The organism is Burkholderia orbicola, from assembly GCF_900100915.1.
In the GTDB taxonomy this organism is placed as follows: domain Bacteria; phylum Pseudomonadota; class Gammaproteobacteria; order Burkholderiales; family Burkholderiaceae; genus Burkholderia; species Burkholderia orbicola.
On sequence record NZ_FNKW01000002.1, the window covers coordinates 2,189,421 to 2,210,639 of the forward strand.

Annotated in this window: 21 protein-coding genes; 12 read left to right on the forward strand and 9 right to left on the reverse strand. The window is 67.4% G+C overall.

All coding sequences use genetic code 11. The annotated features are described in order from the left end of the window. Window positions 1–3: 3 nt before the first annotated feature. The gene (locus tag BLS50_RS26755) at window positions 4–1,374 is read left to right on the forward strand and encodes a dihydroorotase (RefSeq protein ID WP_074805395.1); all 1,371 of its coding nucleotides are present in this window, start codon (window positions 4–6) and stop codon (window positions 1,372–1,374) included. On the opposite strand, the gene BLS50_RS26760 is transcribed toward BLS50_RS26755, so the two are convergent. After that, on the reverse strand, window positions 1,371–1,835 hold the full coding sequence (locus BLS50_RS26760) for an Lrp/AsnC family transcriptional regulator (RefSeq protein ID WP_074805398.1): 465 nt from the start codon (window positions 1,833–1,835) through the stop codon (window positions 1,371–1,373). The genes BLS50_RS26755 and BLS50_RS26760 overlap by 4 nt on opposite strands. Before the next feature lie 168 nt (window positions 1,836–2,003). Between BLS50_RS26760 and BLS50_RS26765 the strand changes: the two genes are divergently transcribed. Next, a complete protein-coding gene (locus tag BLS50_RS26765) occupies window positions 2,004–2,630 on the forward strand; it encodes a LysE family translocator (RefSeq protein ID WP_023477064.1) in 627 nt (208 codons plus the stop codon). Between the two features lie 32 nt (window positions 2,631–2,662). Here BLS50_RS26765 and BLS50_RS26770 read toward each other — a convergent pair whose 3' ends face one another. Further along, a complete protein-coding gene (locus BLS50_RS26770; protein WP_074805401.1) occupies window positions 2,663–3,511 on the reverse strand; it encodes a helix-turn-helix domain-containing protein in 849 nt (282 codons plus the stop codon). Between the two features lie 194 nt (window positions 3,512–3,705). Here BLS50_RS26770 and BLS50_RS26775 point away from each other — a divergent pair, with 194 nt between their 5' ends. After that, entirely contained in the window at window positions 3,706–4,668 is a 963-nt protein-coding gene (locus tag BLS50_RS26775; protein WP_074805406.1) for a DUF2167 domain-containing protein, read from the forward strand. Beyond that, the gene (locus tag BLS50_RS26780) at window positions 4,665–5,390 is read left to right on the forward strand and encodes a site-2 protease family protein (RefSeq protein WP_074805408.1); all 726 of its coding nucleotides are present in this window, start codon (window positions 4,665–4,667) and stop codon (window positions 5,388–5,390) included. Before BLS50_RS26775 ends, BLS50_RS26780 begins: the two co-directional genes overlap by 4 nt. A gap of 66 nt (window positions 5,391–5,456) precedes the next feature. Here the strand turns inward: BLS50_RS26780 and BLS50_RS26785 are convergent, their stop codons facing one another. Then, on the reverse strand, window positions 5,457–6,857 hold the full coding sequence (locus BLS50_RS26785; RefSeq protein ID WP_027806040.1) for an MFS transporter: 1,401 nt from the start codon (window positions 6,855–6,857) through the stop codon (window positions 5,457–5,459). A gap of 247 nt (window positions 6,858–7,104) precedes the next feature. Between BLS50_RS26785 and BLS50_RS26790 the strand changes: the two genes are divergently transcribed. Next, window positions 7,105–8,682 (forward strand): aldehyde dehydrogenase (NADP(+)), encoded by a 1,578-nt coding sequence (locus BLS50_RS26790; RefSeq protein WP_027806039.1) that lies wholly within the window; start codon window positions 7,105–7,107, stop codon window positions 8,680–8,682. Window positions 8,683–8,809: 127 nt separating this feature from the next. Here the strand turns inward: BLS50_RS26790 and BLS50_RS26795 are convergent, their stop codons facing one another. Together BLS50_RS26795 and BLS50_RS26800 are read right to left on the reverse strand one after the other, a co-directional pair. Then, window positions 8,810–9,181: a type II toxin-antitoxin system VapC family toxin gene (locus BLS50_RS26795; protein ID WP_027806038.1), complete on the reverse strand. Its 372-nt coding sequence runs from the start codon at window positions 9,179–9,181 to the stop codon at window positions 8,810–8,812. Further along, window positions 9,178–9,375 (reverse strand): type II toxin-antitoxin system VapB family antitoxin, encoded by a 198-nt coding sequence (locus BLS50_RS26800; protein WP_006752328.1) that lies wholly within the window; start codon window positions 9,373–9,375, stop codon window positions 9,178–9,180. The genes BLS50_RS26795 and BLS50_RS26800 overlap by 4 nt, the downstream gene beginning before the upstream one ends. Before the next feature lie 185 nt (window positions 9,376–9,560). Between BLS50_RS26800 and BLS50_RS26805 the strand changes: the two genes are divergently transcribed. Further along, on the forward strand, window positions 9,561–10,115 hold the full coding sequence (locus BLS50_RS26805) for a hypothetical protein (protein WP_074805411.1): 555 nt from the start codon (window positions 9,561–9,563) through the stop codon (window positions 10,113–10,115). Window positions 10,116–10,229: 114 nt separating this feature from the next. On the opposite strand, the gene kdgD is transcribed toward BLS50_RS26805, so the two are convergent. Continuing rightward, window positions 10,230–11,144, reverse strand: coding sequence for a 5-dehydro-4-deoxyglucarate dehydratase (kdgD, locus tag BLS50_RS26810; RefSeq protein ID WP_011546881.1), 915 nt, complete (start codon window positions 11,142–11,144; stop codon window positions 10,230–10,232). 229 nt (window positions 11,145–11,373) lie between these two features. Here kdgD and garD point away from each other — a divergent pair, with 229 nt between their 5' ends. Beyond that, window positions 11,374–12,927 carry a galactarate dehydratase gene (garD, locus tag BLS50_RS26815; protein WP_074805414.1) on the forward strand — a complete coding sequence of 518 codons (1,554 nt, stop codon included), beginning with the start codon at window positions 11,374–11,376 and terminating at the stop codon, window positions 12,925–12,927. An 85-nt stretch (window positions 12,928–13,012) separates the two neighbouring features. Here garD and BLS50_RS26820 read toward each other — a convergent pair whose 3' ends face one another. After that, window positions 13,013–13,495, reverse strand: a complete 483-nt coding sequence (locus tag BLS50_RS26820; protein WP_011546883.1) for an Lrp/AsnC family transcriptional regulator — start codon at window positions 13,493–13,495, stop codon at window positions 13,013–13,015. A gap of 9 nt (window positions 13,496–13,504) precedes the next feature. On the opposite strand from BLS50_RS26820, the gene BLS50_RS26825 reads away from it, so the two are divergent. The 5 genes from BLS50_RS26825 to BLS50_RS26845 all read left to right on the forward strand — a co-directional run bounded on the left by BLS50_RS26825 (window position 13,505) and on the right by BLS50_RS26845 (window position 17,922). Then, complete coding sequence (locus BLS50_RS26825; protein ID WP_256334172.1) at window positions 13,505–14,752, forward strand: branched-chain amino acid ABC transporter substrate-binding protein; 1,248 nt, start codon at window positions 13,505–13,507, stop codon at window positions 14,750–14,752. Continuing rightward, window positions 14,749–16,239 (forward strand): aminotransferase class IV, encoded by a 1,491-nt coding sequence (locus BLS50_RS26830; protein ID WP_074805423.1) that lies wholly within the window; start codon window positions 14,749–14,751, stop codon window positions 16,237–16,239. Before BLS50_RS26825 ends, BLS50_RS26830 begins: the two co-directional genes overlap by 4 nt. A gap of 131 nt (window positions 16,240–16,370) precedes the next feature. Continuing rightward, window positions 16,371–16,763, forward strand: a complete 393-nt coding sequence (locus BLS50_RS26835; RefSeq protein ID WP_074805426.1) for a nuclear transport factor 2 family protein — start codon at window positions 16,371–16,373, stop codon at window positions 16,761–16,763. 78 nt (window positions 16,764–16,841) lie between these two features. Beyond that, complete coding sequence (locus BLS50_RS26840; protein WP_006480483.1) at window positions 16,842–17,297, forward strand: RbsD/FucU family protein; 456 nt, start codon at window positions 16,842–16,844, stop codon at window positions 17,295–17,297. Window positions 17,298–17,484: 187 nt separating this feature from the next. Continuing rightward, entirely contained in the window at window positions 17,485–17,922 is a 438-nt protein-coding gene (locus BLS50_RS26845; protein WP_011546888.1) for a DoxX family protein, read from the forward strand. A gap of 111 nt (window positions 17,923–18,033) precedes the next feature. Here BLS50_RS26845 and BLS50_RS26850 read toward each other — a convergent pair whose 3' ends face one another. Together BLS50_RS26850 and BLS50_RS26855 are read right to left on the reverse strand one after the other, a co-directional pair. After that, window positions 18,034–19,344: an MFS transporter gene (locus tag BLS50_RS26850; protein WP_074805429.1), complete on the reverse strand. Its 1,311-nt coding sequence runs from the start codon at window positions 19,342–19,344 to the stop codon at window positions 18,034–18,036. A 321-nt stretch (window positions 19,345–19,665) separates the two neighbouring features. Beyond that, window positions 19,666–20,844: a branched-chain amino acid ABC transporter substrate-binding protein gene (locus BLS50_RS26855; protein WP_011546890.1), complete on the reverse strand. Its 1,179-nt coding sequence runs from the start codon at window positions 20,842–20,844 to the stop codon at window positions 19,666–19,668. Window positions 20,845–21,219 lie beyond the last annotated feature (375 nt).

Genomic DNA, 21,219 nt, shown 5'->3' on the forward strand with positions numbered 1-21,219 from the left:
CGCATGGACGAGCGGCTGCGACAGGAAGCGGGCGACCGATCGACACGGCGGCACGCCGATCTGCTGGTGCATGGCGGCACGGTGATGACGCCCAACGGCGCCGAGCGGATCGACGTCGCGTGCATGGGCGGCCGCGTCGTCGCGCTGGGCGCGTTGCATGGTACGTGGAGCGCCGACGTGCTGCTCGATGCGCGCGGCTTGCACGTGTTGCCGGGCGTGGTCGACAGCCAGGTGCATTTCCGTGAACCGGGGCTCACGCACAAGGAGACCATCGAGGCCGGCACGCGCGGCGCGGTGCTCGGCGGCGTCACGACGATCTTCGAGATGCCGAATACGCATCCGCTGACGCTGGACGAGCAGGATCTGGGCGCGAAGCTCGATCTCGCGCGCGGCCGTGCGTGGTGCGACTACGCGTTCTACATCGGCGGCTCGGCCGTGAATGCCGAACGGCTGCCGGTGCTCGAACGGTTGCCCGGCTGCGCGGGGGTGAAGGTCTTCATGGGCAGTTCGTTCGGCGATCTGCTGGCCGACGACGAAACCGTGTTGCGCCGGATACTGCGCCACGGCCGGCGGCGCGTGGCCGTGCATGCGGAGGACGAGGCGCGGCTGCGCGAACGCAAGTCGATCGCGGAAGCAAGCGGCGACGTGCGCGACCATCCGCGCTGGCGCGACGCGGAAAGCGCGCTGGCCGCGACGCGGCGCATCGTCGGGCTGGCTGCCGAGACGGGCCGCCGGCTGCATGTGCTGCACGTATCCACGGCGGACGAAATGGCGTTGCTCGCACGGCACCGGCGGCGCGTGACGGTCGAGGTCACGCCGCATCACCTGAGTCTGCACGCGCCGGATTGCTACGAGCGGCTCGGCACGTTCGCACAGATGAATCCGCCCGTGCGCGAACGGCATCATCGGGACGCGCTGTGGCAGGCCGTCCGCGACGGCGTGGTCGACGTGATCGGCAGCGATCATGCGCCGCATACGCGCGACGAAAAGCGCCGCCCGTATCCGCAGTCGCCGAGCGGGATGACCGGTGTGCAGACGCTGCTGCCGCTGATGCTCGATCACGTGCAGGCCGGCCGTTTGAGCGTCGAACGGCTGGTCGACCTGACCAGCGCCGGGCCGGCGCGCGTTTTCGGCATCGAAGGGAAGGGACGCATTGCGGCGGGCTACGACGCCGATTTCAGCATCGTCGACCTGCGCGCGCGGCGGATCATTCGCGACGAATGGATCGCGAGCGTGAGCGGGTGGACGCCGTACGACGGCTGTGCGGTTAAGGGGTGGCCCGTGCATACGGTCGTGCGCGGGCAGGTCGTCGTGCGCGACGAGGCGCTGAACGGACAACCGGCCGGGGAGGCCGTGACGTTTCTCGACCCCTAGATCGGCAGCCGCACCGTCTGCTTGATGCGCTTCAGCGGGATCTCGGTTTCGATGTTGCGCACGCCTTCGATCTGCGTGAGCGTTTCCATCTGAAAGCGCTGATAGTCGTCGAGATCCTTCGCGATCACGCGCAGCAGATAGTCGTAGCTGCCGGCCATCAGATGGCATTCGAGCACTTCGGGCGCGTGCTCCATCTCGCGCGCGAAGCGTTCGACCGTCGTCTTGTCCTGGCGCTCCAGCGTGACGCGCACGAATGCCGTGAAGCGCAGCTCGACGGCTGCCGGGTTCAGCAACGCGACGTACGCGTCGATCACGCCCTGTTCCTCGAGGAGGTGAACGCGGCGCAGGCACGGCGTGGGCGACAGGCCGGCCTGTTGCGCGATGTCGGCGTTCGTCTGGTTCGAATTCTTCTGCAACGCACGCAGAATGCGTCGATCGATCGCATCCAGTTTGATTGGCATTTTTGGCTATAGATGAAGTTGATGTTGGAGAATAACTCCAAATCTGACTTCAAAAATAGCCGGGTTTGCATCCAATCTCCACGGGAAGTTGCCGATAATCTGACGACTGCCCGGCCCCTCGAAAACGCGCGATTCGCGCCCGCCGCGGCCCCCTTCAGGAGCTTCCCGATGTCGCACGTCGCCTGGCTGCCGTTCATGGCCACCTCCCTTCTGATCATTCTGACGCCCGGCCAGGACATGGTCCTCGTGATGTCGCGCACGCTGTCCGGCGGCACGCGCGCGGGCCTCGTGACTGCCGCGGGTGTCAGCGTCGGGCTGCTCGTGCATACGATGCTCGCGACGCTCGGGCTGGGTGCGCTGCTTCAGGCTTCCGAATGGCTGTTCACGGCGCTGAAGGTGGTGGGCGCGCTGTATCTGCTGTACCTCGGCATCACGCTGTTGCGCTCGACGGGCGAATTGACGCTGGCGGGCAATGGCAATGCGCCGGCATCGCGGCTGCGGACGTTCGCGCAAGGCGCGCTGTCCAACGTGTCGAATCCGAAGGTCGCGCTTTTCTATCTGGCGTTTCTGCCGCAATTCGTTCCGGCCGGCGCCCCGCATCCGATGCTGTCGCTGTTCGTGCTGGGCGCGACGTTTGCCGGGCTGACGTTTCTCGTCAAGGGGCCGGTCGCGCTGTTCGCGGGCCTGTTGTCGGCATCGATCCGCCGCAACCCGCGCATTCTGACGCGCATGCATCGCGTCAGCGGGGTGGTCTTGCTCGCGCTGGGCGTGAAGCTGGCGCTCGAACGCCGCTGAGCGCGGCCACGGCCCCGCCACGCCTGCCGGCGTTACGCCACCGGTAACGCGTCCGCCAGCGCCCGCATCGCCTCCACCGTTTCCGGATTCGCCGGAAAGAACGCCTCGATCGCGAGTTCCGACAGCGTCACGTCGACCGGCGTGCCGAATACCGTCGTCGTACTGAAGAACGTCAGCTCGCCGCTCGCCGTGCGCAGCCGCAGCGGCACGGCGATGTCCGCGAAATCGGTGCGCGTGTGCGAATCGTCGGGCTGGCCGGCCGGCGCCGGATACGCGGCGAGCTCGTCGCGCAGCGCATGCAGCGTGCGGTCGCCGCTCGCATCGATCTGCCGCTGCAACCGATGCAGGATGTGCGCGCGCCACTCATGCCAGTTGACGATCTGCGACGCGAGACCGTCCGGATGCAGGCTCAGCCGCAGCACGTTGACGGGCGGCTGCAGCAGCGCCGGATCGGCCTGCGCGACCAGCGTGCCGAGCATCCGATTCGCCGCGAGCAGCGTCCAGTGGCGGTCCACCGCGAGCGCCGGATAAGGCTCGTGCCCGCGCAGCACGGCTTCGACCGCATGACGCGCGGCATCCAGTTGCGGGTCCGAAAACGGCCGTTCGCGAAACAGCGGCGCGAAGCCGGCCGCGACGAGCAGCGCATTGCGTTCGCGCAGCGGCACGTCGAGGCGTTCGGCGAGATGCAGCACCATCTCGCGGCTCGGCTGCGCGCGGCCCGATTCGACGAAGCTCAGGTGGCGCGCGGAGACTTCCGCGTCGAGCGCGAGCGCCATCTGGCTCAGGCGCCGGCGTTGCCGCCACGTGCGCAACAGCGGGCCGATGCCGGGCGCGCGGCCGGCGGACGGGGAAGGCGAATGGAGGGCGGCGGTCGAGTTCATGGGGAGATGATAGGCAATCCCGCGCCGCTTCGGCATTACCTGCGAGGTAAGCGCCGCGCACCGCCCGGGCGTGCGCAGCCGCTGCGTTACCATAGCCCCCGTGCCACCTGAGAGGCGGCGCCGGACCCGCGGCCACGATGCCGGGGCCGGACGCCGCGCACATCGACAACAAGGCATTCCAGGGGAATCCAACAATGAAAAAACTTGCCGTCCGGCTCGCCTGCGTGGCGACGCTCGCATTCGCCGCGACCAGCGGCCACGCGCAGACCGAAGCTGCGCAGGTCGAAATGAGGGCCGCCGCCGCGGCCGCCAACGAAGCGGTCGTGAAGGGGCCGACCGACATCGACGTCAAACACGAAGCCGTGCTGAAGCTGAAGGCCGGCGAATCGTTCGTGCCTGCCGCCGAAGCCGGCCGCTACCTGCGCTCGATGGGCAACTCGATCGACGAATCGAAGCTGGTCGGCCTCGTGCTGCCCGACGATCCCGATGCCGACTGGCTCTCGGTCGTATCGTTCGAGCCGAGCGGCTATATCCGCGACGACGACGCGAAGGACTGGAAGCCCGACGAACTGCTGAAAAGCCTGCAGGCCGGCACCGAGGAAAACAACCCGGCGCGCAAGGAGCGCGGCCTGCCCGAAACCGAGGTGGTCGGCTGGGCGAAGGCGCCTGCGTACGACGCGGCCACGCACCGGCTCGTGTGGTCGGCGATCATCCGCGACAAGGGTGCGGCGCCGAATGCCGCGAACGACGGCGTGAACTACCGGACGCTCGTGCTCGGCCGCGACGGCTACCTGTCGCTGACGATGGCGTCGACGCTCGCCGATTTGCCGAAGTACCAGCCCTCGGCCGACGCGCTGCTGTCGAACATCCGCTTCAACGACGGCAAGCGCTATGCCGACTTCAACCAGTCGACCGACCACGTTGCCGAGTATGGGCTCGCGGCGCTGATCGTCGGCGTCGGCGCGAAAAAGCTCGGCCTGCTCGCGCTGATCGGCGCGTTCGCGGTGAAGTTCTTCAAGATCGGCGCGGTCGCGCTGCTGGCCGGCGGCGCGGCGCTCAAGCGTTTCTTCGGGCGCAAGCCGAAGGCGGCCGCGGCGCCGGCCGTCGCCGATGCAACCGCTGCATCCGACGCAGCCGCCACGGAGCGCAAGGAATGACGAAGCTGTTGCTGCTGATCTTCGGCGGCCTGAAGCTCGGCAAGGTGCTCGTCTCGGCCGGCACGATGCTCGCGTCGATCGCGGTCTATGCGCTGCTCTATGGCTGGCGCTTCGCGGCCGGTTTCGTCGCGTTGCTGCTGGTGCACGAAGCCGGCCACTACGTCGCCGCGCAGCGGCGCGGGCTCGACGTCGGGCTGCCGACCTTCATCCCGTTCGTCGGCGCGTGGATCCAGTTGAAGGAGATGCCGCACGACGCGGAAACGGAGGCCTACGTCGGCCTCGCCGGGCCGTTCGTCGGCACCCTCGGCGCGCTGGCCTGCTACGCGGCCGCGCGCCACACCGACAGCAACCTGCTGCTCGCGCTGTCGTATACGGGCTTCTTCCTGAATCTCTTCAACATGATTCCGCTGTCGCCGTTCGACGGCGGGCGGATCACCGCGGTACTGTCGCCGCGCATCTGGTTCGCGGGCGTGCCGGTGCTGATCGCGCTGTTCGTGTATCGGCCGAGCCCGCTGCTGATCGTGATGGCGATCCTCGCGCTGCCGCAGCTGAAGCGCGCGTGGCGCTACGATCCCGACGCGCCGGAGAACCGCGTGTACTACGCGACGTCGATCGAGACGAAGACGACCTACGCGCTTTGCTACGTCGGTCTGCTCGCGTTCCTCGCGTTGATGACGTCCGGCGTGCACGACATGCTGCGCGCCGTGCACGCGTCGACCTGACGTCGCTCCGATGTAAAAAAACGGCGGCCGCGCATGAAGCGGCCGCCGTTTTTCAAAGGTCGAACGTCACGCGTCGCGATGACGCAGCTCGACGCGCTTGATGTCCTTCACGATCACGAGATAGCTGAACACGGTGACGAGCGCGTTCAGCCCGACGAACACCAGCGCGCCGTTGAACGAGCCGCTCGCGCCGACGAGGTAGCCGATCGCGATCGGCGCGACGATGCCCGCCGTGTTGCCGAACATGTTGAACAGGCTGCCCGACAGGCCGATCGCTTCCTTCGGCGCGGTATCCGCGACGACGGCCCAGCCCAGCGAGCCGATCCCCTTGCCGAAGAACGACACGGCCATCAGCATGATGACCAGCGCTTCGCTGTCGACGTAGTTGCAACCGATGATGACCATCGACAGCAGCATCCCGCCGACGATCGGGATCTTGCGTGCGAGCGTCAGCGAGACGCCGCGGCGGATCAGCGCGTCCGACAGCATCCCGCCGAGCACGCCGCCGAGGAACCCGCAGATCGCCGGCAGCGACGTCATGAAGCCGGCCTTCAGCAGCGACATCCCGCGCGCCTGCACGAGGTAGATCGGAAACCACGTGAGGAAGAAGTACGTGAGCACGTTCACGCAGTACTGGCCGAGGTACACGCCGATCAGCATCCGGTTCGACAGCAACTGGCGCACGTAGTACCAGCCCGCCACGCGGCTGCCTTCGGCAGCGCCACCGCCACCGCCGCTACCGCGCGCGCCGGTCGCCCCGCCCGTCGACCGTACGAGGCCGCCACCCTGCTCGATATGGTCGAGTTCCGCCCGGTTCACGGCCGGATGGTCGGCCGGGTCCTTCACGACGCGCAGCCACAGGAACGCGAGCGCGATGCCGGCCAGGCCGAGCCACAGGTACACGTGGTGCCAGCCGTACGCGTGCGTGAGCCAGGCCATCAGCGGCGAGAACACCACGGCTGCGAAGTACTGCGCGGCGTTGAAGATCGCCGACGCAGTGCCGCGCTCGGCGGTCGGGAACCAGCTCGCGACGACCTTCGCGTTCGCCGGAAACGCCGGCGCCTCCGCGATGCCGACCGCGAAACGCATCGCGAACAGCGCGGCGACCGCGAACGCGGCGCTGCCGCCGAGGCCGATCGTGCTCTGCAGCAGCGTGAACGCCGACCACAGGAAGATGCTCGCCGCATACACGCGCCGCGCGCCGAAGCGGTCGAGCAGCCAGCCGCTCGGCAGTTGCGCGAGCACGTACGCCCAGCTGAACGCCGAGAAGATGTAACCCATCGTCACCGGATCGATGCCGAACGCCTTGCGGATCGGCGTGCCGGTGATCGACAGCGTGGCGCGGTCCGCATAGTTGAGCGTCGTGACGACGAACAGCATCGCCAGGATCCAGTAGCGCACGGCGGTTCGGCGCGCGGTGCGCGCGAGGTCGAGCGGAAGATCGCGAGGGGAGGTCTGATTGCTCACTTTAAATGTACGTCGTCGTATGACATGGAAGAAAGTTTATTGAGAATGCTCGAATTCAGAAACCTCGGGTTTTCCCTTTGGGATCGTTGTCACAGTGTGGGAAGGTCGCGATTTGCTGGCCGGGTAAGGCTTTCGGCGGTATCGTCGGCGCCTTCGCAGGCGGCGAGAATATGCCGCTGACGTCGGCAGACATCGTATCTGTTGAGCTACAATGAGCAATCCATTCCCGAACCACGGAGCACACCCCATGCAACTGACAGGAGAGATGCTGATCGGCGCCGAAGCGGTGGCCGGCTCGGCCGGAACCTTGTACGCGTTCGATCCGACGAAGGGCGCGCCGATCGAGGCGCCGGCGTTCGGCGTCGCGACGCAGGCCGACGTCGACCGCGCGTGCGAACTCGCACGCGACGCGTTCGATGCGTACCGCACGCAGCCGCTCGCGGCCCGTGCGGCGTTTCTCGAAGCGATCGCCGATGAAATCGTCGCGCTCGGCGATGCGCTGATCGAGCGCGCGCATGCCGAAACGGGCTTGCCGGTCGCACGGCTGCAAGGCGAGCGCGGCCGCACCGTCGGCCAGCTCCGGCTGTTCGCACGCGTCGTGCGCGACGGGCGCTTCCTCGCCGCGTCGATCGATCCCGCGCAACCCGCGCGCACGCCGCTGCCGCGCTCGGATCTGCGGCTGCAGAAAATCGCGCTCGGGCCCGTCGCCGTGTTCGGCGCGAGCAATTTCCCGCTCGCGTTCTCGGTGGCCGGCGGCGATACCGCGTCGGCGCTCGCGGCCGGCTGCCCGGTGATCGTGAAGGCCCATGAAGCGCACCTCGGCACGTCCGAGCTGGTCGGCCGCGCGATCCGCGCCGCGGTCGCGAAAACCGGCATGCCGGCCGGCGTGTTCTCGCTGCTGGTCGGCCCCGGCCGCGTGATCGGCGCGGCGCTGGTCAGCCATCCGGCGATCCAGGCCGTCGGTTTCACCGGTTCGCGGCAGGGCGGGATGGCGCTCGTGCAGCTCGCGAACGCGCGCCCGCAGCCGATTCCCGTCTATGCGGAAATGAGCAGCATCAACCCGGTCGTGCTGTTCCCGGCTGCGCTGGCCGCGCGCGGCGACGCGATCGCGACGGGCTTCGTCGATTCGCTGACGCTCGGTGTCGGCCAGTTCTGTACCAATCCGGGCCTCGTGCTCGCGATCGACGGCCCCGATCTCGACCGCTTCGAGACGGTCGCGGCCCAGGCGCTCGCGAAGAAGCCGGCCGGCGTGATGCTCACGCGCGGCATCGCCGATGCGTACCGTAACGGTCGCGGCAAGCTGGCCGAACTGCCGGGCGTACGCGAAATCGGCGCGGGCGAGGCGGCACAGACCGACTGCCAGGCGGGCGGCGCGCTATACGAAGTGGGCGCGCAGGCGTTCCTGGGCGAGCCGGCGTTCAGCCACGAAGTGTTCGGGCCGGCGTCGCTGATCGTGCGCTGCCGCGATCTCGACGAAGTCGCGCGCGTGCTCGACGCGCTCGAAGGCCAGTTGACGGCCACGCTGCAGATGGATGCCGACGACAAGCCGCTCGCGCGCCGGTTGCTGCCGATCCTCGAGCGCAAGGCCGGGCGCCTGCTGGTCAACGGTTACCCGACCGGCGTCGAGGTGTGTGATGCGATGGTGCACGGTGGGCCGTTCCCCGCGACGTCGAACCCGGCCGTCACGTCGGTCGGCGCGACCGCGATCGAGCGTTTTCTGCGGCCGGTGTGCTATCAGGACTTCCCGGACGACCTGCTGCCCGAAGGGCTGCGGGAAGGCAATCCGCTCGCGATTCCGCGGCTGCGGGACGGCAAGGCGGAGTGACGGGGCGTAACCGGTGAAGGCAGCGTCCCGGGAGGGATGCTTCCCGGCACGTTGGAATACGGCGGCGGGGCCCACGGGCCTCGCCGCTTTTTTATTCAGCGCGGGCTTTCGTGCCGGTTTCGCTCGGTCAGTGAGCGGGGCGGGCGACGAGTTGCAGGCGCTCCGCTGCCGCCAGCAGGCGCCGGTCGCGCGTCCATAGCCTGCTGTCGCTGGTCAGTCTGGCCGACGCAAGCAGGTGGGCATCGACGTAGCCGATGCCCAGCCCGTGAAGCGGTACGGCATCGATCATGCGCTGGACTTCGTCGTCGGTGGCAAGGGTTGCAGCTGGAAGGTCGCGCAGCGCATCCAGCACGGTCTCGCGATTGCGCATGCTGCCGAGCGCAAGCTCGCCGACGATGAACGGATGGATCAATACGCGCTCCGCTTCCAGCAAGGCGGTGAGCGTCGCGTCGCCGGCTCGCAAGTGATCGATCCAGACGGACGTGTCGACAAGGATCATGCGGGCTCCGACGGGCGGCGTGGAACCGATTCGAGGTCGGGCTCGGTGCCGCCGAGGCGGGCGAGTCGTCGCGCACTTTCGCGGGCGATCAATGCGCGCAGCGCTTCCCTCACGAGCGCCGATTTTTCGGTGACGCCGGTCAATTGCTGCGCTTTGGCGAGCAGTGCGTCGTCGAGGGACAAGGTGGTGCGCATGGGCGGCTCCCGGGAAAATCGATGCATCAATTATCGCATCAAACGGTGCTCATTTTGATGCGATGCCGTGGCGGGGTCACCTCGCCTTTCCTGTTGCCCCCGTTTCTCCTACAGTAGCGAAGCCTCGGACCGTCAGGTCCGCGGGCGAGCCTGAGAGACGCACAAGACCAACAAGGAACCATCCGATGAATATCAGCAAGCGTGGCGACCACTTGTTCGCGGCCGGGGTGTGGAAAGCGATCGGCGACGTCGCGAAATCGGTCCGTACCCAGATCGGCGAAACCAGCGAAGGGCGCGTGCTGGCCGATGCGCTGTTCGCGCTGCAGCGCGAGCTGGGCGGCAGCGAATTCGACGTGACGATCAACCAGGGGCGGCCCGTCGTGGGCCCCGATCCGCATTCGGTGATCTTCGGCAGGGCCGTCGAGCGCTTCAAGCAAGACATGGAGGCGGTGGTGTTCGCGCTGAAGCACCGCCGCAGCATCGACGGGCCGAACGGCGCGCAGCGCGCCGACGCGCTCACGCAGGCCAACACGCATCTCGCGACCGCGAAGCAATACGCGATGTTCACGGTCGGGCGCTTCTTCGATGCGGTCGTCGACCGCGACGTGCTGGAGCAGATCGTGGGCGCCGAGTCGCCGGCGCGCGGCCGGCCGCTCGCGGCACGCAAGGGGATCGACGAGACGCAGCGCACGCTCACCGGTGTGCGCCAGCGGATCATCGGCGCGATCGCACAGATGTAATGCGATGGCCGCGCCGGCTCGTCGAGCCGCGCGGCCATCGCGTGAGTCGGATACGGAGAAATGGGGGAGCCGGCGCGCCGTGCCGATGAAGGCTCGCGCCGCCGGCGAACCCGCTTACTGCGGGCCCATCTTCTTGATCAGCACGTCGAGTTCGGCCGCTTCTTCGTCGGTCAGGTCGACGAGCGGTGCGCGCACCGGGCCCGCGTCGTGGCCGACGAGCTTCGCGCCCGCCTTCACGATGCTGACCGCGTAGCCCGCGCGGCGATTGCGGATCTTCAGGTACGGCAGGAAGAACTCGTCGATCAGGCGGCCGACGGTTGCGTGGTCGTCCTTCGCGATCGCTTCGTAGAATGCCATTGCCGTCTTCGGGATGAAGTTGAACACGGCCGACGAGTACACCGGCACGCCGAGCGCCTTGTACGCGGCTGCATAGACTTCGGCCGTCGGCAGGCCGCCGAGGTACGCGAAGCGATCGCCGAGGCGACGGCGGATCGTCACCATGCTCTCGATTTCGCCGACGCCGTCCTTGAAACCGATCAGGTTCGGGCAACGGTCGGCAAGGCGCTCCAGCATGTCCGCATTCAGCTTCGAATTCGCGCGGTTGTACACCACGACGCCGATCTTCAGCGCGCGGCAGACTTGCTCGACGTGGTCGGCGATCCCTTCCTGGCTCGCTTCGGTCAGGTAGTGCGGCATCAGCAGCACGCCGCTGGCGCCGAGGCGCTCGGCTTCCTGCGCATATTCGATCGCGACGCGCGTCGCGCCGCCCGCGCCGGCGAGGATCGGCACCTTGCCCTTGCAGGTTTCCGTCGCGACGCGGATCACGTCCGAGTACTCGCGCTGCGTGAGCGAGAAGAATTCGCCGGTGCCGCCGGCCGCGAACAGCGCGCTCGCGCCATACGGCGCCAGCCATTCCAGACGCTCGGCATAGGTGCTCGGGCGGAAGCTGCCGTCGGCGTCGAAATCCGTCAGCGGAAACGACAGCAGGCCGTGGGAGATGATCTGTTTGAGTTCTTGCGGTGAAGTCATGGTTGGGGTCGTCCGTCTAGCGCGAGTGCTGGTTCGTCGGGAACGGCATACGAGCCGAATTGGCGATGTCGTTGTATGTCATCGTACAACGCAAGAAAGAGTGGCGCAAGCGGTTTGCTGGCGGGTCAAGGGTAGGGTCTTTCCGGATAAGGGTTTACGCAGCATCATCAACTGAGGTTGAATGTCGTATGATGACTAACGATATCGCAGACAGCTTCCAGGAATTCCGATGACTGCTTCCCCTCTCTACATCCGCGTGCATCCGGACGACAACGTCGCGATCGTCGTCAACGACGGCGGCTTGCCCGCAGGCGCGACGTTCGCCGACGGGCTGACGCTGTGCGAAGGCGTGCCGCAGGGGCACAAGGTCGCGCTCGTCGACCTCGCGGCCGGCGACCCGGTCATTCGCTACAACGTGGTGATCGGCTATGCGCTGACCGACCTGCGGCGCGGCAGCTGGGTCAACGAGCGCACGATGCGCATGCCCGAGCCGCCGGGCCTCGACGACCTGCCGCTCGCCACGCGCGTCGCGCCGCCGCTCGAGCCGCTCGAAGGCTATACGTTCGAGGGTTTCCGCAATGCCGACGGCTCGGTCGGCACGCGCAACATCCTCGCGATCACGACGACCGTGCAGTGTGTGTCGGGCGTCGTCGAGCATGCGGTGAAGCGGATCAAGGACGAACTGCTGCCGCGCTACCCGAACGTCGACGACGTGGTCGGGCTCGAACATACGTACGGCTGCGGCGTCGCGATCGATGCGCCCGACGCCGACATCCCGATCCGCACGCTGCGCAACATCAGCCTGAACCCGAACTTCGGCGGCGAGGTGATGACCGTGAGCCTCGGCTGCGAGAAGTTGCAGCCCGAGCGCCTGCTGCCGCCGGGCGCGATTCCGGTGACCGCCGACGGCGCGACCGACAACGGTGGCGTCGTTTGCCTGCAGGATGCCGCGCACGTCGGCTTCAACTCGATGATCGACTCGATCATGACGATGGCCGAATCGCATCTCGAGCGGCTGAACCGCCGCCGTCGCGAAACCTGCCCCGCGTCGGATCTCGTCGTCGGCGTGCAGTGCGGCGGCAGCGACGCGTTCTCGGGGCTCACCGCTAATCCGGCGGTCGGCTTCGCGGCCGACCTGCTCGTGCGGGCAGGCGCGACGATCATGTTCTCCGAAGTGACCGAAGTGCGCGACGGCGTTGCGCAGCTCACGTCGCGCGCGGCGAATGAAGAAGTGGCCCGCGAGATCATCCGCGAGATGGACTGGTACGACCGCTACCTCGAGCGCGGCCGCGTCGACCGCAGCGCGAACACGACGCCGGGCAACAAGAAGGGCGGCCTGTCGAACATCGTCGAGAAGGCGATGGGATCGATCGTGAAGTCGGGCAGCGCGCCGATCGCCGGCGTCGTGCGCCCCGGCGATCGGGCGCGGCAGAAGGGGCTGCTGTACGCGGCGACGCCCGCGAGCGATTTCATCTGCGGCACGCTGCAGCTCGCGGCGGGGATGAACCTGCACATTTTCACGACCGGCCGCGGTACGCCGTACGGCCTCGCGCAGGTGCCGGTGATCAAGGTCGCGACGCGCAGCGATCTCGCGCGCCGCTGGCACGACCTGATGGATCTCGACGCGGGGCAGATCGCGACCGGCGCGGCGACGATCGAGGACACGGGCTGGGCGCTGTTCCGGCTGATGCTCGACGTCGCGAGCGGCAAGCGCCGCACGTGGGCCGAGCAATGGAAGCTCGCGAATGCGCTGACGCTGTTCAATCCGGCGCCGGTGACCTGACGCGCAAGGTGGTGACGGCAAGACGATGCGGGCGCCTTCGGGCGCCCGTTTTCGTTGCGGAGCGCGTGCCGGCAACAGGCAACCGTCACTCGATGCCGATCGGCAGCGACAGCCCCACCTTCACGCGCGACATCACGACCATCGTTTCGAAGTGGCGGATGTTGTGGTGCTGGCGGAATACGCGCGTGGAAAATTCCTCGTAGTGGTCGATGTCGCGCATCGCGATCATCAGCACGAAATCGGCGCGGCCCGTCACCACGTAGCACTGCATGACTTCCGGCAGCGATTTCAGGAACCGCTTGAATTCGTCGAGCAGGTCGACCCGTTCGCGCTCGACCTGCACGAGCACGAGCATCGTCAACGGGAGGCCGACCTTGTTCGGATCGACGACGGCGACATCCTGCTGGATATAGCGCTCGTCGCGCAGCCGCTTGACGCGGCGCAGGCACGCGGGCGGGCTCAGGCCGATCTCGGCGGCGAGCGCCTGGTTGGTGATCTGGTTGTCGTGCTGGAGACGGGCGAGGATCCTCAGATCGAAGTCGTCGAGCGGTGCGGCGATGGAATTCATCGGATTTCCTTGTGGAGGAAAAAACGAAACAAATTCACGAATCGGGCGGCGCGATGTTTATCGGATTTCGCGACGGCTGCCGATAATCGTAGCATCCGTCAACCACGAAGCTGCGAGGAAATCATCATGCGTTCCCGACATCTGCTGCTGGCGCTTGCGCCGCTCGTGCTGGCCGTTTCCGCGTTCGGCGCGGACACGGTCGTCGTAGGTTTCGCCGGCGCGCTCACCGGCGCGCAGGCGCATTTCGGCGAGGACAGCGCCCGCGGCATCCGGCTCGCGATCGACGAAATCAATGCCGGCCATCCGAGCGTCGCCGGGCATCCGGTCACGTTCGCGCTCGACGCACAGGACGACCAGGCCGACCCGAAGGTCGCGACGACGGTCGCTCAGCGCTTCGTCGATACGCATGTCAGCGCCGTCATCGGTCACCAGAATTCGGGAACGTCGATCGCCGTCGCGCGGCTCTACGCGACGGCCAACATCGCGGAGCTGACACCGTCGGCGACCAATCCCGAGTTCACGCGCCTGGGCTATCGCACCACGTTCCGGTTGCTCGCGAATGACGACTTCCTCGGTCAGGCCGTCGCCCGCTATGCGGTCGAGCAGCTGCACGCGCGCCGCATCGGCGTCGTCGACGATCGCACGGCGTACGGGCAGGGCATCGCGGACGTGTTCGTCGGCGGGCTCGGGGCGTCGGGCGCGACCGTCGTCGCACGCGAATACACGACGGACAAGGCCTTCGACTTCGGCGCACCGCTGACGTTGCTCAAGGGCAAGGCGCCCGATGCGATCTTCTTCGGCGGCATGGACACGCAGGGCGGCCCGATGCTCAAGCAGATGAGGAAGTTGCGGATTGCCGCGCCGCTGCTGGGTGGTGACGGCCTGTGCACGCACGAAATCCTGAAGCTGGCCGGCGACGCGCTCGACGGCAATCTCGTGTGCGCGGACGGCGGCAGGAGCCTGGCGAAGATGCCGGGCGGTCCGGCGTTCGCTGCACGCTTCACGCAGAAATACGGCGCGCCCGTGCAGCTCTACGCGCCGTATGCGTACGACGCGATGATGGCCGTCTACCACGCGGTGATGCTCGCGCAGTCCACCGATCCCGCGAAGATTGTCGATGCGTTGCATCGCGTCGACTTCCAGGGCGTGACCGGCCGGATCGCATTCGACGCACGCGGCGAACTGCGCAATCCGGCGGCAACGATTTCGACGTTCAAAGGAGGCAACAAGGTGACTTTGTCAGAGGTGGTCAAATGAATACGCGGATTCTTCCCGTGGGCACGGCGTCGCTGCGCGACGTCGCTCGGCCGGTCGACGACGTGGGGACGCGCGCGGTACGCGAAGCGGCCAGCGCACTGCGCGCCGCGCTGCGCGCGTTTCGCGACGAACACGGCTTTGGACGCGCGGTCGCCGCGCCGCAGATCGGCATCGGGCAGCGGATGATCGCGCTCGCGCTGGACGGCTGGCCCGACGTGATCGTGAATCCCGAGATCGTGTGGCGCAGCGACGCGCGGATGATGCTGTGGGACGACTGCATGTGCTTTCCGGACCTGTTCGTGCGCGTCGAGCGCCATGCGTCGGTGAGCGTGCGCTACACGACGCTCGACGGCGAGCCGCATCAGCGCGACGCGTTGTCGCCCGACGTGTCGGAGCTGATGCAGCACGAGATCGATCACCTCGACGGCAAGCTGTCGTTCGATCGCGCGACGGGGCCGAACGCGGTCGTGCATCGCAGCGTGTTCGACGCCGACCGTGCGTCGTTCGCGGCGCAGGTCGACTACACGCCGAACGTGCCGCGGGAGACACGCATGGCCCATCGTGGCATTCCATCCGTCGAAGCGCCCGCGTTTCCGCAGGGCGCCGCCTACATGAACGGCCGCTTCATTCCGATCGCCGACGCGCGCGTATCGGTGCTCGACTGGGGCTTTCTGCACTCCGACGTCACGTACGACACCGTGCATGTTTGGAACGGCCGCTTCTTCCGCCTCGACAAGCATATCGAGCGATTCAGGCGCTCGCTTGCGCGGTTGCGGCTGAACGTGCCGTTGACCGACGATGCGCTGCGCGACATTCTCGTCGAATGCGTGCGCCGCTCGGGGCTGCGCCACGCCTACGTCGAGATGCTGTGCACGCGCGGCGTGTCGCCGACCTTCAGCCGCGACCCGCGCGATGCTGTGAACCAGTTCATCGCGTTCGCGGTGCCGTACGGATCGGTCGCGAACGAGCGGCAGTTGCGCGAAGGGCTGCACCTCCACGTGATCGACGACGTGCGGCGCATTCCGCCCGAATCGGTCGATCCGCAGATCAAGAACTATCACTGGCTGGACCTCGTCGCCGGGCTGCTGAAGGGCTATGACGCAGGCGCGGAGTCGGTCCTATTGAAGTGCACGGACGGCAGCATCGCCGAAGGGCCCGGGTTCAACGTGTTCGTCGTGCGCGACGGCCGGCTGCGGACGCCCGAGCGCGGCGTGCTGCATGGCATCACGCGGCAGACCGTGTTCGAGCTGGCGACGGCGATGGGCATCGACGCCCAGGCTGCGCGCATCGACGATGCACAGTTGCGCGACGCGGACGAAGTGTTCATCACGTCGACGGCCGGCGGCATCATGCCGGTCACGCGGCTGAACGACGCGGCGATCGGCGACGGCCGTCCGGGGCCGGTGACGCGCCGGCTGTTCGACGCGTACTGGGCGAAGCACGGCGATCCGGCGTGGAGCCTGGCGGTCGACTACGCGGACGGCTGAGCACGGCCGGCGGCGGAGGCGCGATTTCCTTACCTCCCGCGTAATCGACCGCCCGCGCAGGCCCGGCGACGATAGCGGCACGCGGACCCGAAACGTCCGCGACATCGTCCACCGACACAAGGAGCCTCGCCATGAACACCGCTCAAACCGCATCGTCCATTCACGCCGACCTGATCGACCGCTACTTCGACGCGTGGAACGAACCCGACGCCGCGCGCCGCCGCGAACTGATCGATGCGACCTACGCGAGCGACGCGGCCTATCGCGATCCGCTGATGGCCGGCGACGGCCACGCGGGCATCGACACGATGATCGCGGCCGTGCAGCAGCGTTTCCCCGCCTACCGCTTTCGCCGCACGACCGGCGTCGACGCGTTCGGCCAGCACCTGCGGTTCTCGTGGGCGCTCGTGTCGCCCGACGGCGCGGCGATCGTGAAGGGCTCGGACTTCGGCACCGTCGATGCGTCGGGCCGCCTCGCGTCGGTCACGGGTTTCATCGACGAAATGCCGGCCGCCGCGTCGTGACGCGAACGATGCATGCACCACGGTCGCCGGGATCGGGTAACGTTATGCGATTCGTTCCTGATCTTGGAGACAACCGACATGCTGAAGAATCTCGACCCGCTGCTGCACGCCGACATCCTGCACACGCTGCGCGCGATGGGCCACGGTGACGAAATCGCGATCTGCGATGCGAATTTCCCGGCCGAATCCGTCGCGGAGCACACGGTGGTCGGCCGCGCGTTGCGGGTCGACGGCGCCGATTCGGCGCGCGTCGTGCGTGCGGTGCTGTCGGTGCTGCCGCTCGATACGTTCGTCGACACGCCCGCGTGGCGGATGGAAGTCGTCGGCGACGCAGCCGCGGTGCCGCCCGTGCAGCGCGAAGTGCAGGCCGAGATCGACCGCGCGGAAGGGCGTGCGGTGCCGCTGACCGGCGTCGAACGTTTTGCGTTCTACGAGCGTGCGCAGCAGACGTATGCGGTGATCGTCACCGGCGAAACGCGCGGCTACGGCTGCTTCATCTTCAAGAAAGGCGTGCTGTTGAGCGACGCGGGCTAAACGCGTTTCTCAGCGCGCCGGGCTACCGGCGTGATCGCCGCGTTGTAAAGATTTGCTACAAGCCCTTGGACACCGCGGAAAGACCCTCTATGCTGGCCCATTTGCCGCGCGCCCTCCGGGGCCGTGCGGCGCCGAACCGCCCGGGTGCGCCCGGTGCGGCGGCCGAATTGCATACGAGGAGAGAGGCATGACGCGTACCGTCGATTCCGGCGTCATTTTTTTCGCACGCCTGGCGCTGGCGGCGTTGTTCTTGTGGGGCGGCATCATGAAGCTGCTCGGCTACAGCGACTTCATCGCGTATCTGCACGGGATGAACGTGCCCTATCAACAGGTCGTCGGGCCGATCGTCGTCGCGATCGAGGGGCTGGGCGGGCTGCTGCTGATCGTCGGCTACAAGGTCCGGCCGCTCGCATTGCTGATGGCGGTCTACACGATCGCGACCGCGATGGTCGGGCACAATTTCTGGGACGCGACGAACGCCGCCGTCCAGCACGACATGGTGATTCACTTCTGGAAGAACGTCGCGATCGCCGGCGGGTTCCTGCTGCTGTTCGTCACCGGCGCCGGCGGCGCGAGCATCGACGCGCTGCGCCGGCCGAGTTCGTCGTACGGCGTGCTGCGCTGAACCACAGATTCGCGTAGCCGCCGCCAGGCCGACGCAAGACAAAAGGGCCGAATCCCGCACGCCGCGGGATTCGGCCCTTCGTTCATCCGGCCGGCGCGTGCGCGCCGACGTTCAGCGTGCGTCCTTCACGTCCTTCGCATCCTTCGAGAACTGCACGGCGATCGCGCCGAGCACGCAGATCGCCGCGACGTACACGACCGGCGCGAGCGGGTTCGACTTCATCATCAGCGACACGATCACCGGCGTGAGCCCGCCGAAGATCGCATACGCGACGTTGTACGAGAACGAGATGCCCGAGAAGCGCACGACGGCCGGGAAGCTCTTGACCATCACGAACGGCACCGCGCCGATCGTGCCGACCATGAAGCCCGCGATCCCGTAGTAGAGCGGCAGCGTCGACGCATCGGCCGCGACCTGCGCGAACAACAGGTAGTAGCATGCGGCCAGCCCGATGCCGCCGATGGCGAGCACGCGCTTCGCGCCGATCCAGCCCGCGAGCGAACCCGCGGTGATGCAGCCGGCCGTCAGGCACAGCGTCGCGACGCTGTTCGCGAACAGCGTCGTCGCGGGCGTCAGGTGGAACTGCTTCTGCAGCAGCGCGGGCGTCATCAGGATCACGACGACGATCGCGGCCGACAGCATCCACGTGAGCAGCATCGACACGATCACCGCGCGGCCGTGGTCACGCAGCACGGCCTTCAGCGGAATCTCGGCCGCGAGCGCCTTCTTCGCCTTCATCTCGGCGAACACCGGCGTTTCATGCAGCCAGCGGCGCAGGTACACGGAGAACAGCCCGAACACGCCGCCGAGCAGGAACGGGATGCGCCATGCGAATGCGCCGACTTCGGCCGCCGAGTAGCGGCTGTTGATGCCGGCCGCGACGAGCGAGCCGAGCAGGATGCCGGCCGTGAGGCCCGCGGTCAGCGTGCCGCATGCGTAGCCGATATGGCGCGACGGCACGTGCTCGGACACGAACACCCATGCGCCGGGCACTTCGCCGCCGACCGCCGCGCCCTGCAGCACGCGGAACAGCAGCAGCAACACCGGCGCGAGGATGCCGATCGTGTCGTAGGTCGGCAGCAGGCCCATCAGCAGCGTCGGCACCGACATCATCAGCACGCTCAGCGTGAACATCCGCTTGCGGCCGAACAGGTCGCCGAAGTGCGCCATGATCACGCCGCCGAGCGGGCGCGCGAGATAGCCGGCCGCGAAGATGCCGAACGTCTGCAACTGGCGCAGCCAGTCGGGAATGTCGTGCGGGAAGAACAGCTGCCCTATCGCCGGCGCGAAGAACACGAAGATGATGAAGTCGTAGAACTCGAGGGCGCCGCCGAGTGCGGCAAGGCCAAGGGTCTTGTAGTCGCTGCGCGTGAGCGCGCGTTCGGCGGCGCGAGGCACGCCGCTCAATTCGGAAGCTTGCATGGTCAGGACGATCGGTTTTCGAATGTAGTTGTCGGTGCTGCGTCTCCAGGGCCCGCTTTTCGGCATGGACTGACAAGGCGCGGCTTGCGTCGTCGAAGCGCGCCGCGTGCCGGGTGAGGCACGCAACACGCGCCGCCGCACCGGGATGGGGCACGGCGGAGACGAAGCGTCAAAGCGGGTGGGGGGATTCTACAGGAGCGCGAAATGCCTGCACGCGAGCGTGCCTGGGACGGCTTCGGACCATGCAGCCGAAAGCGCGCGCGGCGCGGGCGGCCGGTGAGCCGCTAGCGCGCCGCGCGGGGCAGGGGCGCGTATCGGTTGTCAGTTGCCGGCGATCGTATCGACCGGCTTGAAGGCGCCGCGCTCGACCTTGTAGATCGTGACCGGTGCGTCCTTCAGGTCGCCCTTCGGGTCGTACGCGATGCTGGGCGCCGACACGCCCTTGATCGACACCTTGCCGAGATACGGCGTGTACACCTTCGGGTCGGTCGAGTTCGCGTCCTTCATCGCGGTGAGCAGCGCGATCGTGCCGTCGTACGAATACGGCGAGTACGTGATCACGTCTTCGTTGAAGCGCGCCTTGTAGCGTGCCGCGTAGCCGGAGAAGCCCGGCATCTTTTCCTTCGGCAGCCCGCCCATGTAGACGATCGCGCCTTCGGCCGCGTCGCCGCCGACCTTCAGGAACGTCGGCGAGCGCGACATTTCGCCCGTCACGAACGCCGACTTCATCCCGAGCTGGCGCATCTTGCGGATCATCGGCGACGATTGCGCGTCGCCGCCGCCGTAGAAGACCGCATCCGGATTCACGCCCTTCAGGTTGGTCAGGATCGCCGAGAAATCGAGCGCCTTGTCGTTCGTGAAGTCGCGCTTGACGATCGTGCCGCCGGCCGCTTCCACGGCCTTCGCGAATTCGTCGGCGATGCCCTGGCCGTAGGCGGTGCGGTCGTCGATGATCGCGATGCGCTTGAAGCGCAGCGTCTTCACCGCGTACGTGCCGACGATGCGGCCGGCCTGCGCGTCGCTCGTCAGCAGCCGGTAGGTCGTCTTGTAGCCGCGCGCCGTGTATTGCGGCGACGTCGCCATCGAGATCTGCGGCAGCCCCGCGCGATCGTACAGGTCGGACGCCGGAATGCTGGTGCCCGAGTTGAAGTGGCCGATGATCCCGCGGACGTTGTCGTCGATCAGCCGCTGTGCGACGGTCGTGCCGGTGCGCGGGTCGGCCTGGTCGTCCTGCGAGTCGAGCTGGAACGTGACGGGCTTGCCGCCGATCGTCGGATGCGTCGCGTTGAAATCGGCGATCGCGAGCTGCACGCCTTTCTGCATGTCCGTGCCGTAATTCGACTGCGGGCCGGTCAGCGGTGCGGCGAAACCGATCTTGACGACGTCGGCGGCGACGGCGTGCGCGCCCGACAGTGCGCAGGCGGCGGCCAGCGCGACGTGCGATACCTTCAGCTTCACTTTCACTTCCCCTTGATGGCGTGGTTGGGCCGCCGCCGGCATGCGGGCCGGCGCCGGTAAACCGGGCGAGACGGTTCGATCGGCAGGCCGATGTGTTGGCCATGCAAGTACGCCGTCTGCCGTGCGCGCTGTGCCGGAATCGGCGTGCGCGACGGCGGATGCGGCGGCCCCTGCATGCCGATTCCGGCAGCGGCGGGAGGTCGTCTCGCGACCGTGAAGCGAAGTCTAGATAGCGAAAATGCGTGCGTCTTGCGCGTTCGATGCGTGGCCGGCGACGATATCGGCATATCGTCGATTACCCTGATATATGCCGAAATCGTCATGACGAATGCGCAAACCCGCCAAGACGCGGGGCGCCGGCATTTTTAGGATGGCGAGTCCGGGTGCGTGGTGCCGGGGTGTCGATGCGCTGCGCCG